Raw genomic sequence first — 15,945 nt, 5'->3', positions numbered from 1 at the left:
GCGGCCGTACGCCGTGATGCCGACCCGAAACCCGCACGGCGGCCGACGTGGTCGTGCCCGATTGCGCCCTAGCGTTCGCGGCATGACCGAATCGGGTGTGCTCATCGCGTTCGACGATGTGACGAAGCAGTACGAGGGCGGGACCGCCGCCCTGGACGGGCTCAGCCTGCGGGTGCGGCGCGGGGAGGCCCTCGCGGTGCTGGGGCCGTCCGGCAGCGGCAAGTCGACGCTGCTCAACCTCATCGCGGGGCTGGACCGGCCGACGAGCGGCACGGTGACCGTGGACGGGGTGCGGGTCGACCGGCTGTCGGAGGCGGCTTCGGCGCAGTACCGCCGCACCCGCATCGGCATGGTCTTCCAGTTCTTCAACCTGCTCGACGACCTCACCGTGCTCGACAACGTCCTGCTGCCCGCCCAGCTGTCCGGCACGGCCCGGGGCCCGGCGCTCAAGCGCGGGCAGGAGCTGCTGGAGTACCTCGGCGTCGCCCGCCACGCGAAGGCCTTCCCGGGCCGGCTCTCCGGCGGCGAGCGGCAGCGGGTCGCGGTCGCCCGGGCCCTCATGAACCGGCCGCCGCTGCTGCTGGCCGACGAGCCGACCGGCGCCCTGGACACCGCCTCCGGGCAGGAGGTCCGCCGGCTGCTCACCGAGCTCAACCGCGACGGGCAGACCCTGCTGCTCGTCACCCACGACCTCGCGCTGGCCGAGGCCTGCGCGACCCGCACCATCTCGCTCGTCGACGGCCGGCTCGCCACGGGGGTGGCGGCATGAGCGGGGGTCTCGGCCGTGTGGTGCGCTCCGGTGTCGGCCGCCGCCGGGTGCAGACCGTGGTCATGGCGCTGACGACGCTGCTCGCGGTGACCGCGTCCGTCCTCGCCGTCGGGCTGCTCGTCGCCTCCTCGGCGCCGTTCGCCGACGCGTTCGAGCGCCAGCACGGCGCCCACCTCACCGCCCAGTTCGACGCGGCCAAGGTGACCGCCGACCAACTCGCCGCCACGCGGCAGGCGGACGGGGTGACCGAGGCCGCCGGGCCCTTCCCGACGGTCGAGCTTGCCCCGACGATCGTCAAGAGCGCCCAGAACGTCCCGGTGGGGATCGATCTGCCCGCGGCCACCATCGTCGGGCGCCCCGATCTCGGCACCGGCCTCGACCGCCTCGAGCTCACCGCCGGCCGCTACGCCACCGGTCCCGGCGAGATCGTCTGGGCCGGCTCCGAGGCGCCGTTCTCGGTCGGCGACCAGCTGCGCTACGAGGACGCGCCGGGCGCCCCGACGCTGACCATCGTCGGCCTGGCCCGCTCGGTCGGCCGGACCAGTGCCGCGTGGGCACTCCCGGCGACGGTCACGGCGTTGACGCCGACCGGCAAGGGCGGGTTCCAGATGGTGTACCGCCTCGCGAAGTCGGCCACCGACGCCGACGTCACCGCCGGGAGGAACACGATCGCGGCCACCGTGCCCGACGGCGCGATGCAGGGCGCCGCCTCCTACCTGACGGTCAAGTTCAACACCGAGAAGGTGGCCGCGACCTTCGCCCCGTTCGTCACCGCGTTCGGCGTGCTCGGCCTGGTGATGTCGGTGCTCATCATCGGCATCGTGGTCAGCGGGGCGGTCGGCTCGGCCACCCGGCGCATCGGCATCCTCAAGGCGCTGGGCTACAGCCCGGTCCAGGTCGTGCGCGCCTACGTCATGCAGGCGCTCATCCCGGCCGCGATCGGAGCGCTCATCGGCGTGCCGCTGGGCAACCTCGCGGCGGTGCCGATCCTCAACGACGAGGGCGAGGCGTTCGGCACCGGCGTGCACACGGTCGACTGGTGGGTGTCCGTGGCCGTCCCGCTCGCGGCCCTGGCCGCGGTCGCGCTCACCGCGTTCGTGCCGGCGCTGCGGGCCGGGCGGCTGCGCACGGTCGACGCCCTCGCGGTCGGCCGCACCCCGTCGCTCGGCCGCGGCCGGCGGGCCCGGCACGTGCTGGGCCGGCTGCCGCTGCCCCGCCCGATGAGCCTGGGCCTGGCCAACCCGTTCACCCGCCCCGGCCGCTCGGCGACGATCGCCGCGGCGGTCGCCCTGGGCGCGCTCGGCGTGACCTTCGGCGTCGGGCTGGCGATGTCCGTCGGCGCGGTGCAGACCGCCCTGAACAAGCGCACGGCCGGCGACGTCGAGGTGTACGCGGGACGCCCGCCCACGCCCGGCGAGCCGAAGTCCGGGTCGGTCCGAGAGCCGGACCTGGCCGCGATCGAGGCGGCGATCCGGGCGCAGCCGGGCACCGGCAAGTACTTCGCGAGCTCGTACGCCGAGGCGACCGTCGCCGGGCTCACCGGCACCACCGAGATCGTCGAGTTCGAGGGCGACTCGTCCTGGGCCGCCTACGAGATGATCGCGGGCCGCTGGTTCGCCGCACCCGGCGAGGTGGTCGTGCCCAGCGCGTTCCTCGACGCGGCCGGGGTCAAGGTCGGCGACACGCTGACGGTGAGCGGCAACGGCCGGTCCACGAAGGTCACCATCGTCGGCGAGGCCCTCGACCTCAGCTCGGACGGCCGCCGGCTCATCGCCGACGCGCGCACGTTCGACGGGCTGGACCTGCCGGGCACGCGGGGCGGGAAGCAGTTCGAGATCCTGGTGAAGGACGGGACGGATCTGGCGCAGTACACGAAGGGGCTCGAGGCCGCCCTGGGCGACAACGGCCACGCCGAGGTGAACGTGGCCGAGATCAGCGACACCGTGGTCGCCATGGACACCCTCGCCGGGACGCTCACCCTGATGCTCGTCGCCGTGGCCGGCCTCGGCGTGCTCAACACGGTGGTGCTGGACACCCGGGAGCGGGTGCACGAGCTGGGCGTGTTCAAGGCGCTCGGGATGGGGCCGCGGCAGACCGTGGCGATGGTGCTCACCTCCGTCGCCGGGATCGGCCTGGTCGCGGGGATCGTCGGGGTGCCGGCCGGGATCGCGCTGCACGACTGGGTCCTGCCGCGGATGGCCACGGCCGCCGGGACGCGCTTCCCGCAGCACATCATCGAGGTGTACTCCCCGAGCGTCCTCACCCCGCTGGCGTTCGGCGGCCTCGTCATCGCCCTGGCCGGCGCCCTGCTCCCGGCGGGCTGGGCGGCCCGCACCAGCACCGCGCGGGCCCTGCGCACCGAGTAAGGTTCCCGGGCGTGGAGTTGCAGCGCAGACGCCGGTCCCTCGGCTTTGCTCTTCTCGTCGTCGTGTTCGGCCTGCTCGCCCTGGCCTGCGCCTGGGGTTCCGACAGCGGCGCCCGCCTGATCCTCGCGATCGGCGGGCTCGCCGCGCTCGTCCTCGGCGCGACGCTGGTCCGCGACGAGTTCCGCCCGTTCCGCTTCGCGATCGGCGCCGACGGCATCACCACGCGGGACGGCCTCGTCCCCTGGTCCGCGATCGACACGGTGACGCTGGACGAGCCCGTGCCGCCCGCGACCTCGGGCCCGCACCTGATCCTCGAGCCCGGCGGGCGCGTCGTGCTCAAGCTGCAGGACGTGCGGCAGTCGCAGGCCGACATCGCCGCCGCCCTCCAGCAGCACGGCGGCACCCGCTTCGACAACCGCATCGCCCGCCGCGGCGAGCGGCCGGGCTTCGCCACGGTGCTGCGCGGCTACGAGCCCGGCCGCATCGACCGGCTGATCCGCCGCGCCCAGGACGCCCTGCTCGACGGCGACCCGGCCGAGCGGGCCGCGGCCCGGGCGGCCCTCGAGGAGCCGGACCTGGTGGTCGTGCCGCGCGGCTACGAGCGCACCGACGTCGAGTCCTACCTGCGCAAGCTGGCCACCCGGCTGGGCCCGTCGCGATGACCGTCATGGCGTGGCTCGACGGGGAGCGGGAGGCATGGCGGGCGCGGGCCGCGGCGCTGGACCACGGGCTCGAGGAGCCCGACTGGGACCGGGCCGCCACCGGCGCGAACACGCTCGGCAGCCTGACCGCGCCGCAGGCGACCTGGCTGATCGCGAAGGGGCCCGACGCCTCGGCCCGGGCGCTGATCGGCAAGGAGTCCTACCTGCGGCTGCGCCAGCGCATCGACGTGGGCCGGGTCGCGGTCGCGCGCTTCGAGCTGGACGCGCTGGCGTTCGCCGCCGGGCTGGCCGGCACCAGCCCCGACGAGCTCGGCATGCTGATGCTGCCGTTCCGGGGCCCGGAGCCGGCCGCCCTGGTCGCGGGCTGGCTGCGGCACCTCGGGTCGGCGCGGCTGTGGGCCCGGCTGTGGCTGGAGCGGCACCCCGAGGCCGCGGCGCGGGCGCTGATCCCGGCGGCGGCCGGGCGCGCGGGCAAGCCGCGGCAGAACGCCGAGGACGCGCTGCGGTACCTCGCCGCGGCCGGGCACGAGCCGCTCGTCGTCAAGACCGCCGGCGAGCTCGGGGCGGCCGCGCTCGCCGCGATCTCGACCCTCCTCGCCACCGGCCCGGCGCCGGCCACCCGGGCGAAGCCGCCGGCGTGGGCGCAGCCGGAGCTGCTGCCGCCGGTCCGCTCGGCCGCGGGCGCGCCGCTGCCGCCGGACGAGGTCGCCCGGCTGGTCGGCGCGCTGGCCCGCTCGCGCCTGGCCGAGCCGCCCGAACCGGCGCCGGGCGACCTCGCCCCGCCCGGCAGCGCCGTGCCGCTCGTCGTCGAGGGGACGGCGGCCGCGCAGCCGATGGTGGTCCCGGCCGACCCGGAGCTGGAGGAGCTGATCGCGGGCTGCGACCGGGCGAGCCTGGCGGCCTTCGGGCGGGCGCTGCTGCAGGCGTGGCTGGCGGCCGAGATGCCGGCGTCGGACGCGTGGGCGATCCTGGCGCAGGCCCACGTCGGCGACGACGCGACCTGGGCCGAGCTGGCGCCGCTGGTGCGGTCGTGGCCGGCGAAGAGCCGATACCTGCGAGCGATCGACGGCCACGCGGTGCTGGCCACCGTGGGCACCGACGCGACGCTGCGGCACGAGCTGGCGATCGAGCACGTGATGTCGGGCGGTTCGATGAACGAGCGGGCCGTGGCCTACCTGACGCAGGCCGCCGCCCGGCGCGGGCTGTCGCGCACCCAGCTGGCGGACCGGCTGACGGTGACCCACGGGCTGGACGCCGGGATCACCTTGGACTACGGGCCGCGGGCGTTCACGGTCGTCGCCGACGAGCACCTGACCCTCTTCGCCGTCGACGCCGGCGGGCGCCGGCTCGCGAAGCCGCCCAAGCCGGGGGTCAAGGACACGAACCCGGAGCCGTACGAGCGGTTCCAGCGGCTGAGGAAGGAGGTGCGGGCGACCGCGGTCGTGCAGATCGCCCGCCTGGAGCGCGACATGCTCGAGCACCGGCTCCGGCCGGCCCGCGACCTGCCGGCCGTCCTGCTGCCGCACCCGGTGCTGGGCCCGCTCGCGCGGCGGCTGCTGTGGGGCGAGTACGGCCCGGACCGCCGCCTCCTGCGGGCGCTGCGGATCGCCGAGGACGGCAGCCTCGCCGACCTCGACGACACGACCGCGACCGTCGGCGGCCACGCCGAGCTCGGCATCGTGCACCCCGCAGAGCTCGGCGCGGACCTGGGCGACTGGGCCCACCTCTTCGCCGACTACGAGATCATGCAGCCGTTCCCGCAGGTGAACCGGCCGGTGATGACGCTGACCGAGGCGCAGCGCGCGGCGACCAGCCTGCCCGGCGGCCTCGGACCGGTGCCGTCGAGCCGGATCTCGGCACTGGCGGCCGGGTCGTGGTACGGCAACGACCACGACCACGGGGCCCGCCGCCACACCCAGCTCTCGCGCGGGCTGCCCGGCGGGCTGCGGCTGGTGGTCGAGCTGGACCCGGGGGTGCCGACGTTGTACGGCGCCACCGTGCCCGACGAGCAGCGGATTTCCGAGATCTGGGTCGACGACGCCTGGTCGGACCACTGGCAGCGCGCGCGGCGCATTCCGCTGGGCACCGCGGACCCGGCCGGCCTGTCGGAGCTGCTGGTGGAGCTGTACGGGTCTTGACATTAGGCAGGTAATAGCCTGCATAATGGGTCGCATGGAGCTCGTGTTCAAGGCGCTGGCCGACGAGACCCGCCGATCCGTGCTCGACCGGCTCCGCGAACGCAACGGGCAGACCCTGCGGGAGCTGTGCGAGCACCTCGACATGGCCCGCCAGTCCGCGACCCAGCACATCGACGTCCTCGTGCGCGCCAACCTCGTCACCGTCGTGCGGCGGGGCCGGGAGCGGCTGCACTACCTCAACCCGGCCCCGATCCACGAGATCGAGGCGCGCTGGATCTCCGGCTTCGACCGGCCCCGCCTCGACGCGCTGAGCGCGATCCGGCGGCAGGCAGAACAGGAGTACGCCATGACGACCGTGCCCACCTACGTGTACGTCACCTACATCCACGCGACCGCCGAGCAGGTGTGGCGGGCGCTCACCGACGCCGACCTCACCGCGCGGTACTGGGGCCACGCCAACGTCTCCGACTGGCAGCCCGGCTCGCCGTGGGAGCATCGCCGCACCGACGGCTCGGGCGTCGCCGACGTCGTGGGCAAGGTCCTCGAGGCCGAGCCCCCGACCCGGCTCGCGATCACCTTCGAGGACTCGCCGCACGAGGACCGGGAGCCCTCGACGGTCACCTTCCTCGTCGAGCCGCACCAGGACATCGTCCGGCTCACCGTCACCCACGAGCGGCTGGCGAACCTCGACATGTTCAACGGCATCTCGCGCGGCTGGCCGGCCGTGCTGGCCAACCTGAAGTCGCTGCTGGAGACCGGCTCGGTGCTGCCGCAGTCGCCGTGGGAGATGGAGTCCAGCGATGCCTGAGGCCGGTCTGCGCGAGGCCTACGCCGTGTTGCTCGACGCCACGCCCCGCTCGTCTCCACCGCCGCCGGGGGAGTGGGACACCGGGCAGATCCTCGCCCACGTCTCGCTGGTCACCGCGGCGACCATCGGCGCCGTGAGCTCGGTCGCCGCCGGGGCGGTCTCGACGTACGACAACCGCCTCGCCCAGGACCCGTGGACCCTGGCCCGGGTCGCCAGGCTGGCCGGCGGGGTGGACGGCCTGCGGGCGCGCATCCGCACCCAGGCCGAGGCGTTGTGCCTGCTCGCCGGGGCGCTGAGCGAGGCCGAGCTGGCGGTGCCGCTGCCGTCCCTGCTCACCTCGAACGGCGAGTGCCTCGTCGACGGGCCGCTCACCGTGCGCGACATCCTCGCCGGGCTCGCGGCGAACGAGCTGCCGGGGCACACCGCGCAGCTCTAGGACACGATGACGCCGTGTTCGTCCACGACCTTGGTCTGCCAGTAGCGGTACCACTCGTCGTCGACGTACACCGGCTCCTTCCCGGCGGGGTAGCGCACGTATCCGGCCGGCGGCTGCTGGTCCTTCGGCACGCACGCGGCGCCTGTCCGATTCCCGACCGCCTTCACCGGGTACTCCTGCGACCGGCAGACCCGCTCGCGCATGTCGCAGCCGGTGGCGGGCAGGAGGGCGAGGATCATCACGGCCGCGGCGCAGCGGGTGCGGACCTGGTGCATCCCACTATGGTGTACCACGATGGCGCTGAATGACCGGCTGCGCGACGCGCTGCACGATCCGAACGCCGTGGTGCGGCTCGACGCGGCGCGCACGGCCGCCGGCACCGGTGACCACCGGCTGGTCGAGCCGCTGCTCGAGGTGGCGTTGCGCGACACGGCCGAGGTGCGGGTGGCGGGCGGCCTCGGCGAGACCTACGAGCACGTCGGCGACGCGGCCGCGGTGGCCCTGGGCGAGATCCTCGCGCGCCGGGGCGGCATCGACCCGCGGGTCGCCTTCGCCGCCGAGGACCTCGGCTGCGACGACGACCGCGTCGCCACCCTGCTGTACTACCTCGGCCCCCGCTACGAGCCGCTGCGCCAGCGCCTCGAGCACCACGAGGAGCCCCGGGTCCGGCTGCGGGCGGCCCGGGCCGTGCTGTCCATCAACCGCACCGCCGCCTTCGCCGCCAAGCTGCTGGGCGACCCGTCGCCGCTGCTGCGCCTGGAGGGCCTCCAGGTCCCGGCGCACCTGCGCGACGACGCCGTCTGCCTGCGGCTCATGCGCATCGACCCCGACCCGCGCGTGCGCGCCGAGGCCGCCACGCTGCTGCGGTTCACCAGCACCGGCGTCGAGCCGTTCGCCGCGGCCGCCCGCTCCGAGCCCGACCCCGGCGTGCGGGCCGCGCTCGTGGCCTGCCTCGCCCACCGCCGCCGCGACCCCGAGGCCGTGCGGGCCATCGCCGGGCTGCTCGGCGATCCCGGCGTGCCCGTCCGGCGCGCGGCCGCCGAGGCGCTGCGGGACGCCACCGACCCGGTCGCGGGGGCGGCGATCGGGCTGCGGGTGCTGGCCGAGCCCGACGAGGACGTGCTGGGAGCGCTGCTGCGGTACCGCGGCCTGCTCGAGGACGCACCGGAGCTGCGCCCGCTCATCGAGCGCCTGCATCGGTACGCCAACTTCGACGACGACCGCCGCACGCTCGGCGCGCTGCTCAACGCCCGCCGGCGCGCCGCCACCGCGGCCCGGTTCACCGGCGACGGCCGGCTGCTGCGCGCGATCCTGCGGCAGGCCGCCGACGCGCTCGGCTCGACCACCCTGCGCGACTGGCTCGACGATCCGGGCCGCCCGCTGCCCATCGGCCCGCCCGAGGTCGAGGAGTGCGTCCAGGCCTGGACGTCGCTGGACCCCGAGCGCGTCCTGACCGCGGGGGAGCACGCCGCCTACGCCGCGGCCCTCGCCGACCCCGCGCACGCCGCGCCCGACCCGGTCCGCGGCCCGACCACCGCCGCGCGCCGGGCCCTGGAGCTCACCCGGGTCGCGCACGTCCTCACGGCCCGGCTGCTCGCGGCGGGGGCCGAGCCGCCGCCGGCCGCGCCAATCCAGCGGCTGGTGCTGCCCGGCGAGGACTCCATCGAGGCGCTGCGCTCGGTGCTGTCGATCGAGGAGTGCCGGCGTGCCCGGAACGTGACCTGGCTGCGGCTGCTCATGCGGCCGGCCGACGAGACGTGGTACCTCGAGGCCCTGCGCGCCGCCCACCCGAATTCCCCGCCGGCCGAGGACGATCCGAGCGACTGGCACCTGGACCTCGCGGTCACGGCGGCCGAGGGCCGGCGCAGCACCGGCTACCACTGATCCCGGCTCAATTGCGTTTCATCGCGCCTGCGTCCCTTGACCTCGCGGTCGCGGCCGGAGGGCCGGTGAAGCACCGGCTGTCACTGACCCTCGTGGTCTACAGGGGACGGTCCACGATGGACGTTGCGGCGGCTGGGGGAGCTGCTGCTGCTCGCCGAGTTGGTCAGTCGGCCGGGCGGGGCATGAACGGGCTCAGCCGCTGCACCGTCGCGGCGAGCGCCTCCCCGAAGTGCGGGTCGGTCCAGACCGCGTCCTCGAGGGCCTGGATGACCCGCCGCCGCGTGCCCACGGTCGGCGTCGGCGACGACTCGGACTCCCGCTCCAGCGTGCGCAGCGCCGGGTCGTCCTCGAGCTTCGCCCGCACGAGCCCGGCCAGCCCGCGCAGCTGCTCCTCGATCGCGGGCGCGGCCTCCTGCGCCTGGCCCCGGTCGAACAGGTGCGAGGCCATCCAGCCGACCGCGAGTTCCACCATCGTCACAGTGAATACCTTCGCACATTCACCGCCCGTCAAGAATGGCCGCGAACCGCTCCTCGGCGAGGTCCAGCTGACGGAAGATGTGTTGCTTCACGGGTCGTGACAGAGGTGTGTCGGGCCGCCCGACGAGTTCGCGCAGCACCGGGACCATGGGGCGGTACTTCGTCGCCGACCGCTCGACCTTCGGCCCCGTGGTGTGGATCACACCGACGCCGTTGTCGGTGAAGTCGGAGACCTTGATGACCCGCGCCCACGGCTCCCGATCGAGGCTGGCCCTGACGTGCTCCCGGTACTGCTCGTGCTTGTCGTATGACGGGTCGTACTCGGGGTTGGTGACCGCCGCGACGAGCCCGGCGACCCGCTCACCGAACCGGCCGGCGAGCGCCGCGACCGCCTGCTCGGCCGTCGCGCCCGGTTGGCCGGCCAGCTCCCCGGGGTGGTCCTCGACGGTGTCGTGCAGGACGGCCGCAGCGATCACGTCCACGTCGGACACCTCGTAGTGGTGCATGACGCGGATCGCGACGCGCAGCAGGTGGTTCACGTACGGCTCCCGCACCCGCCGGTCGTCGCGGTGCAGCTCGCCGGCGAGCTCGAGCGCCGCGGCGAGCCGGTCGCGGTCGGGCGGGGCGAAGCGCTCGATCTCGATGCGGTACCGCTCGCGCAGCCCCGGCTCGCCATAGATCTCCGTGATCGCGTGCATCGGCATGGTGCCGAGGTACGACGGGAAACTCATGGATATGAAATACCAGACGGTACGATCCCGGACGTGAACCGCCGTCACCTTCGCTGGATCGTGCCCGCCGCCACCGTCGTCATCGCCTCCGTGGTGGCCGTCGTGCTCGTGACCCAGGTCGGTGGCAGCGCCGCGTGTGCGGCGGGTGGCTCCGCGTCGTACTACACCGCCGGCCGCAACGGCATGTGCAACCTCGGCACGCCCGCGGACGGGGCCTACGCGGCGGTGGGGCGGGCCGAGTACGCGGGCGGGAAGGGCTGCGGCACCCTGCTCGACGTCACCGGCCCGAACGGCACCACCCGCGTGCAGGTGGTGGACCTGTGCCCGGGCTGCCCGACCGGGAAGATCGACCTCGGCAAGGGCTCGTTCGCGAAGATCGGGGCGCTCAGCGCCGGGATCATCCCCGTCACCTACACCACCGTGCGCGACCCGCAGGTGGGCCCGCTACGGGTGAAGGTCAAGGGCGGCAAGGGCTACTCGTCGCTGAGCGTGGTCGTCGACAACCACGGCAATCCGCTGTCCACTGTGGAGCTGCAGCAGGGCGACTCGTTCGTCGCCCTGCGCCACGGCGAGGACAACACCTGGACGGGCCCGTCCGGTCTCAACGGCCCGGTGACGCTGCGGATTTCCGATGTGTACGGCCACCAGGCGCTGGTCTCCGGCCTGGCCCTCGGCCAGAGCGACTTCCAGCAGACCACGCAGCCGCTGTACGGCGGCCCGTCGCCATCCCCGTCGCCATCCCCGTCGCCGGCCCCGTCCCTGTCGCTGTCCGCGTCGGCCGAGCCCGCTGTCTCCCTGGTCCCGGCCGAGCTCGGCACCACCGCGCCGCCCGTCAAGTGCTAGCGGACTGAGCTCTCCACCAGCGCCACCACGGCCCGGGGGTCCTCGACCTCGATGACGAGCCGCGCGTACCGCTCGTCGGCGAGCTCGATGACCACGGCCTTGCGCGGGTCGTGCACGTCCCAGAACACCTTCTCCCCGTCGAGGTGGAAGGTGCCGGCGGTGATGACGTTGGGGATGTGCGCGCCGGGCGCGCGGATGCCCTTGGGCTCGCGGGCGATGCCGGGGTCGGCGGTAGCGCCGCGCACGTTGGCGAGCGGGATCGCGAGCCGGCTCTTGAGGGCCCAGAGCTTGTCGAGCCCCTCGATCTCCACGACGAGGTTGCCGTTGTCGACGGTCACGATGGCCATGTTTGTCTACTCCCCGGTGTTGATGCGGGCCCGCAGGCGCAGGCCCAGCAGTTGGTTGGCCGCATCCGGCCCCAGCACGTCGTCGAGGCGCGCGAGGGCCGAGCCGACGAGCGCGCCGACCTCCCGGTCGTGCGGCGCCTGCTCGGCCGCGGCCAGGAGCAGCAGGTCGAGCGTGTCGTTCTCCTGAAGTTGTGCGGTGTCGCTGCTCAGGGCCGGCTCGAGCTTGTGCCGCAGGTACCAGCGCAGCACCGTCAGGTACAGGCCGCGCTTGCTGCCGAACGTCTTGTAGAGGCTGTTGCGGTGGACCCCGAGCCCGGTGACGAGGTCGTCGACCGACAGGCCGTCGTAGGCCCGCGCGGAGAACAACGCCACCGCCTGACGGGTAACCGCTTCCTCGTCAAACCCCCGAGGTCTACCCATGCCATGAACGCTACCTCGTTTGGGAACGACCAGTCAAGAACGTTTGTTCTCAAACGCGGCGCGCGACCTCGGTCGGGTTCGTCGACGCCAGCGGGGTGGGCCGCGGCCTGCGGCTTCCACCTTCTGCCGCTGATCCGCCGACTCCTTCTTCCGCCGCCGGTGGCCTGCCGACTCCCTCTTGCCGCCGCTGGTCCGCCGACTCCCTCTTGCCGCCGCTGGCCCGCCGACTCCCTCTTGCCGCCGCTGGCCCGCCCGGCTACTTCTTGCTGCTGTCGGTCCGCGCGTTCTTGGTGTTGTTGCTTCGCGCGGCCCGAGGCGTTGCGCCGACCCTCCCATGCCGGACTTATCGGCACCTGGGATGTTTGCCGGATTGCGCTCGGCCTGACGCGGGCATCAGGGGCATTTCAGCGCCACGTCAGGATGGGTTGGCAATCTCTTCTTCAGCACCGCGATACGCCCCGCCCGGTTAACCGGCCAGCTGCCCAAATCCAACGGGACCGGCCGGGGCGTGTCGCGGTGATTACTCTTGCTGCACCCGCTTGATCGCCTGGCGCCGAACACTGTACGCGCTGGCCGCCTGCTCCTGTTCCGTCTCCTGTTTCGGGTCGGCGGCGCGATCCGGGCGCGAACGAGTACGGCGACTACTCTCCGCATTTGCTGGCCGCCGCTGTTGCTGGCCGCCGCGGTGCCGACCGCCGCCGTTGCAGGCCGCCAAGGTGTCGGCCGCCGTCGTTGCTGGCCGCCGCGGTGCCGACCGCCGCCGTTGCCGACCGTTACCAGCCGAGCGTGCCGGGACCACCCTTGATCGGCCCAGTGATGTCAGACGTCAGCCAGCCACCGTAGAAGTCACCGGGCTGGGGCGTGACCCGCTCGCCGTCAACGGTGCACTCGTCGAGCAGCCCCGGGTAGAACGCCAGATAGCCCGTGAGGATCTCGAACCCGGGACTCGGCCGCTCGTACGACCACGCCACATCCGGCACCGTGATCCCCCCGACGGTGAGATCCCAATATCCAGCAACGCCTTTGAACTCGCAGAACGTACGACGGCGCGACGGACTGAGGGCGGCTTGAATATCGGCAGGCGGGATGTAGTAAACCGGCGGATGCGAGGTCTCGAGAACCCGCACAGCGTTGGTCGAGTCGAACACCACCACGCCGGCATGACGAGCCGCAATGCGCCGCGGCGTGCGCTCAGCCCGCGGCGGCCGCGGGTAATCCCACACGGACTCGGTGGCTCGCTCCATGCACCCAGTCTGTCACCGCAACCGCAGCACCCCCCACGCTCGCCTTGCCGCCCGCGCGCACCTCGTCCTGGCGCGCTCGCCTCGTCCTTGTGTGCCCGTCTTGCTGTCCGCGCTCAGCTTCTTCTTGCGCGCTGCCATGCTGCCTGGTTAAGCCTTTCCGTCGCCGTCGCCGTCGCCGTCGCCGTCGCCGTCGCCGTCGCCGTCGCCGTCGCCGTCGCCGTCGCCGTCGCCGTCGCCGTCGCCGTCGCCGTCGCCGTCGCCGGTGGGGGAGTCTGGAAGCTTCACGGCGTTGCTGCTGGTGGGCCGAATTGCCGGATTATCGAATTACCGGTAATCGCAAACTCAGTAATTCGCTACCGATTACAGAGCGTGTCCGTGCGTCGTGTGCGGTGATCGTCGGCCGTGCGTCAGGCCAAGTAGACAGTGTCTACTTGCGTCGTGTAGACACTGTCTATGCACGATGACGAGGGCCTTCGTGACCGCCTGGTGCGGGCCGGGGTCGAGCTGGTGGCGCAGGAGGGCTCGGCGGCCGTATCGCTGCGTGAGATCGCTCGCCGGGCCGGTGTATCCCATGGTGCACCGCGACGGCACTTCCCGACGCATGTGGGGTTGCTGTCCGCGATCGCTCGGCAGGGATTTGCCGACCTGACCGCCCGGCTCCGTGCGGTTCCCGAGACGGGCTCCCCCCGAGATCGCCTCGGCGGCCTCGCGCACGCGTATGTGGGGTTCGCGCAGGAGAACCGTGGCATGTATGAGCTGATGTTCCGTCACGACCTGCTCCGCTCGGATCACCTCGGCCTTCGGGAGACGAGCCTGCCGCTGTTCGAGACGTTGGCGGCTCTGCTGATCTCGGTCTGGAACGACGGCACCGCATCGGCCGCGAACCGCTCGGTCGCCATCACGCCTGCTGCCGGCTGGGTGCGAAGTCCGCAGCGTGTGGTCGCGAACGGCTCGAGCGCAGATGGTGCCGATCCGAATGCGGACGGTACGCGCGGCTCCGCGCCGAGTGCAGGTGGCGTTTCGGACGCTGGCGGTTCGGGCTCCGCTGCGGAGGGTGAGCTGCGGCCTGCTTCGGCAACGGCGGCGGTGGGTGAGCTGCGGGCTGGTGGTGAGCTGCGGGCTTGTGCGGCAACGGTGGCGAGTGAGCTGCGGGCTGGTGGTGAGCTGCGGGCTTGTGCGGCAACGGTGGCGGATGAGCTGCGGGCTGGTGGTGAGATGCGGCCTGATGCGGCAATGGCGGCGGGACGTGAGCTGCGGGCTGGTGCGGCGGTGGCGGCGGGACGTGAGCTGCGGGCTGGTGCGGCGACGGCGGCGGGTGTGCTGTGGGCGAACCTGCACGGCATTGTGCAGCTGTGGCTGTGGGGCAGCCTTCCGCTCGCCACGGGGCAGACCGACATCGCCGTGCTGGTTGACGCGGCCCTCGACGCGCATGTCGGGGGTGCGCCGTGACGCCGATCTTGTACGTGCTGACCCGTGCCACCGTTGGCCGCGCGCTCCGCATCGGGTGGCGGCCCGAGGTGCACGGTCTGCAACACATCCCGGCCGGCGGTGCGATCCTGGCCGGCAATCACCTGAGCGTTGCTGATCAGCTGTTTCTCGGGGCCGTGGTACCGCGGCACATCGCTTTTTGGGCCAAGGCCGAGTATTTCCGTGGTCGTCGGCTCGCCGGGGTGTTCGTGCGCGGGCTCGGGGCGATCCCGGTCGAGCGGGCCGGTGGGCGGGCCGTGCTCACCGCGTTCGACGCCGCGGTGCCCGTGCTGCGCGCGGGCGGGCTGGTCGCGGTGTTCCCTGAGGGGACCCGGTCGCCGGACGGCCGCCTGTACCGCGGGCGCACCGGCGCCGTCCGCCTCGCCCGGCAGGCCGGGGTGCCGATCGTGCCGTTCGGCGTCGTTGGCACCGACATCATCCAGCCGATTGAGGCTCGCTGGCCGCGGCGGGTGCCGGGTGCCCGGGTCGTGTACCGCTTCGGCGCCCCGATCGACGTCGCCGACGGGACGCCACGGGCCGCCACGGACGAGGTGATGGGCCGTATTCGGGAGCTCAGCGGGCAGGAGTACGTTCCGACCTACGCCCCGATGCTCCGCCTGGGCCAGGTCTGAGGCCTCGCGGAACAAGCCTGACCGAATTCGCGCAAGTCACCGTCGCCCGTGTTCAGCACCGGCACGGGCAGCGTTCTGATCCCCCGGGCGGAGCGTCCTGGCCCGTTGCGAATAGGCCTGCTCCGCGTTGGGTGCGGGCGGCGCCGCGCCGGGTCAAGAGGCGGCGCCGCGCCAGGTCAAGAGGCGGCGCGGCGCCGGGTTACAGGCGGCGAACGGTCTCTACGTCCTCGGTGCCGGAGAAGTAGCGGTCCAGGACTCGGGCGAAACGGTTCTCGGCCGGGTCGGCGTGGGCGAACAGCGTCATCGACGAGCGTAGCTTCATGGCGTCGATCTCGCCGAAGATGTCCACGGCGGTGTGCTCGCCGTCGCCGAGCAGCGCGTCGGCGCATTCGAACAGGCGCGGGCCGAGAATCGGATGCTGCAGATAGGCCCTGGCTTCGTCGAGGGAGGCGATCGCGTACCGCTGCGCCATCGAGCTGCGACCGAGGCCCTGGATCTGCGGGAAAATGAACCACATCCAGTGGCTGCGCTTGTTGCCGTCCTTGAGCTCGCCGATGGTGTGGTCGTACACGTGCTCCTGAGCATCGACGAACCGGGACAGCTGGTATGGATCCTCCATGAATCCAGCCTAGGTGACTGGTGTTAAACGATGGTCTGACCCTCCGGGTCAGACCATCGTTTTGTATCTATTCGGGGTAGTGTGTCCGGGTGGTGTTGGGTA

At 73.1% G+C, this 15,945-nt stretch carries 18 protein-coding genes; 10 read left to right on the top strand and 8 right to left on the bottom strand.

The window, feature by feature from the left end; all coding sequences use genetic code 11:
* The first annotated feature begins 82 nt into the window (after positions 1–82).
* From ABT369_RS54445 to ABT369_RS54420, 6 genes are read left to right on the top strand one after another with little or no spacing between them, the layout of a single operon-like run.
* Positions 83–769: an ABC transporter ATP-binding protein gene (locus ABT369_RS54445; protein WP_350626034.1), complete on the top strand. Its 687-nt coding sequence runs from the start codon at positions 83–85 to the stop codon at positions 767–769.
* On the top strand, positions 766–3,135 hold the full coding sequence (locus tag ABT369_RS54440) for an ABC transporter permease (protein ID WP_350626032.1): 2,370 nt from the start codon (positions 766–768) through the stop codon (positions 3,133–3,135). The genes ABT369_RS54445 and ABT369_RS54440 overlap by 4 nt, the downstream gene beginning before the upstream one ends.
* Positions 3,136–3,146: 11 nt before the next feature.
* Positions 3,147–3,797 carry a hypothetical protein gene (locus tag ABT369_RS54435; protein WP_350626030.1) on the top strand — a complete coding sequence of 217 codons (651 nt, stop codon included), beginning with the start codon at positions 3,147–3,149 and terminating at the stop codon, positions 3,795–3,797.
* Positions 3,798–3,802: 5 nt separating this feature from the next.
* The gene (locus tag ABT369_RS54430; protein ID WP_350626028.1) at positions 3,803–5,935 is read left to right on the top strand and encodes a DUF4132 domain-containing protein; all 2,133 of its coding nucleotides are present in this window, start codon (positions 3,803–3,805) and stop codon (positions 5,933–5,935) included.
* Positions 5,936–5,969: 34 nt separating this feature from the next.
* Positions 5,970–6,743 carry an ArsR/SmtB family transcription factor gene (locus ABT369_RS54425; RefSeq protein WP_350626026.1) on the top strand — a complete coding sequence of 258 codons (774 nt, stop codon included), beginning with the start codon at positions 5,970–5,972 and terminating at the stop codon, positions 6,741–6,743.
* A complete protein-coding gene (locus ABT369_RS54420) occupies positions 6,736–7,179 on the top strand; it encodes a DinB family protein (RefSeq protein ID WP_350626024.1) in 444 nt (147 codons plus the stop codon). The genes ABT369_RS54425 and ABT369_RS54420 overlap by 8 nt, the downstream gene beginning before the upstream one ends.
* Here the strand turns inward: ABT369_RS54420 and ABT369_RS54415 are convergent.
* Complete coding sequence (locus tag ABT369_RS54415) at positions 7,176–7,454, bottom strand: SCO0607 family lipoprotein (protein WP_350626022.1); 279 nt, start codon at positions 7,452–7,454, stop codon at positions 7,176–7,178. The two genes, ABT369_RS54420 and ABT369_RS54415, sit on opposite strands and share 4 nt — an antisense overlap.
* A gap of 19 nt (positions 7,455–7,473) precedes the next feature.
* Between ABT369_RS54415 and ABT369_RS54410 the strand changes: the two genes are divergently transcribed.
* Complete coding sequence (locus ABT369_RS54410) at positions 7,474–9,063, top strand: HEAT repeat domain-containing protein (protein WP_350626020.1); 1,590 nt, start codon at positions 7,474–7,476, stop codon at positions 9,061–9,063.
* A gap of 163 nt (positions 9,064–9,226) precedes the next feature.
* On the opposite strand, the gene ABT369_RS54405 is transcribed toward ABT369_RS54410, so the two are convergent.
* Entirely contained in the window at positions 9,227–9,541 is a 315-nt protein-coding gene (locus ABT369_RS54405) for a hypothetical protein (RefSeq protein WP_350626018.1), read from the bottom strand.
* Between the two features lie 19 nt (positions 9,542–9,560).
* Complete coding sequence (locus ABT369_RS54400; protein ID WP_350626017.1) at positions 9,561–10,271, bottom strand: HD domain-containing protein; 711 nt, start codon at positions 10,269–10,271, stop codon at positions 9,561–9,563.
* Between the two features lie 33 nt (positions 10,272–10,304).
* Here ABT369_RS54400 and ABT369_RS54395 point away from each other — a divergent pair, with 33 nt between their 5' ends.
* Positions 10,305–11,114 (top strand): expansin EXLX1 family cellulose-binding protein, encoded by an 810-nt coding sequence (locus ABT369_RS54395; RefSeq protein ID WP_350626015.1) that lies wholly within the window; start codon positions 10,305–10,307, stop codon positions 11,112–11,114.
* Here ABT369_RS54395 and ABT369_RS54390 read toward each other — a convergent pair.
* The 4 genes from ABT369_RS54390 to ABT369_RS54375 all read right to left on the bottom strand — a co-directional run bounded on the left by ABT369_RS54390 (position 11,111) and on the right by ABT369_RS54375 (position 13,410).
* The gene (locus tag ABT369_RS54390; protein WP_350626013.1) at positions 11,111–11,461 is read right to left on the bottom strand and encodes a hypothetical protein; all 351 of its coding nucleotides are present in this window, start codon (positions 11,459–11,461) and stop codon (positions 11,111–11,113) included. The genes ABT369_RS54395 and ABT369_RS54390 overlap by 4 nt on opposite strands.
* Positions 11,462–11,467: 6 nt before the next feature.
* A complete protein-coding gene (locus ABT369_RS54385) occupies positions 11,468–11,881 on the bottom strand; it encodes a TetR/AcrR family transcriptional regulator (RefSeq protein WP_350626011.1) in 414 nt (137 codons plus the stop codon).
* Between the two features lie 773 nt (positions 11,882–12,654).
* A complete protein-coding gene (locus tag ABT369_RS54380) occupies positions 12,655–13,125 on the bottom strand; it encodes a DUF427 domain-containing protein (protein WP_350626009.1) in 471 nt (156 codons plus the stop codon).
* A 147-nt stretch (positions 13,126–13,272) separates the two neighbouring features.
* Positions 13,273–13,410 (bottom strand): hypothetical protein, encoded by a 138-nt coding sequence (locus ABT369_RS54375; RefSeq protein WP_350626007.1) that lies wholly within the window; start codon positions 13,408–13,410, stop codon positions 13,273–13,275.
* A gap of 168 nt (positions 13,411–13,578) precedes the next feature.
* Between ABT369_RS54375 and ABT369_RS54370 the strand changes: the two genes are divergently transcribed.
* Together ABT369_RS54370 and ABT369_RS54365 are read left to right on the top strand one after the other, a co-directional pair.
* The gene (locus ABT369_RS54370) at positions 13,579–14,574 is read left to right on the top strand and encodes a TetR/AcrR family transcriptional regulator (RefSeq protein WP_350626005.1); all 996 of its coding nucleotides are present in this window, start codon (positions 13,579–13,581) and stop codon (positions 14,572–14,574) included.
* Positions 14,571–15,224 carry a lysophospholipid acyltransferase family protein gene (locus ABT369_RS54365; RefSeq protein ID WP_350626003.1) on the top strand — a complete coding sequence of 218 codons (654 nt, stop codon included), beginning with the start codon at positions 14,571–14,573 and terminating at the stop codon, positions 15,222–15,224. The genes ABT369_RS54370 and ABT369_RS54365 overlap by 4 nt, the downstream gene beginning before the upstream one ends.
* Positions 15,225–15,423: 199 nt before the next feature.
* Here the strand turns inward: ABT369_RS54365 and ABT369_RS54360 are convergent, their stop codons facing one another.
* Positions 15,424–15,843: a DUF1810 domain-containing protein gene (locus tag ABT369_RS54360; protein WP_350626001.1), complete on the bottom strand. Its 420-nt coding sequence runs from the start codon at positions 15,841–15,843 to the stop codon at positions 15,424–15,426.
* Positions 15,844–15,945 lie beyond the last annotated feature (102 nt).

The sequence above is a fragment of the Dactylosporangium sp. NPDC000244 genome, assembly GCF_040300725.1.
In the GTDB taxonomy this organism is placed as follows: Bacteria; Actinomycetota; Actinomycetes; order Mycobacteriales; family Micromonosporaceae; genus Dactylosporangium.
This window is presented reverse-complemented; position numbering and strand designations above follow the sequence as displayed.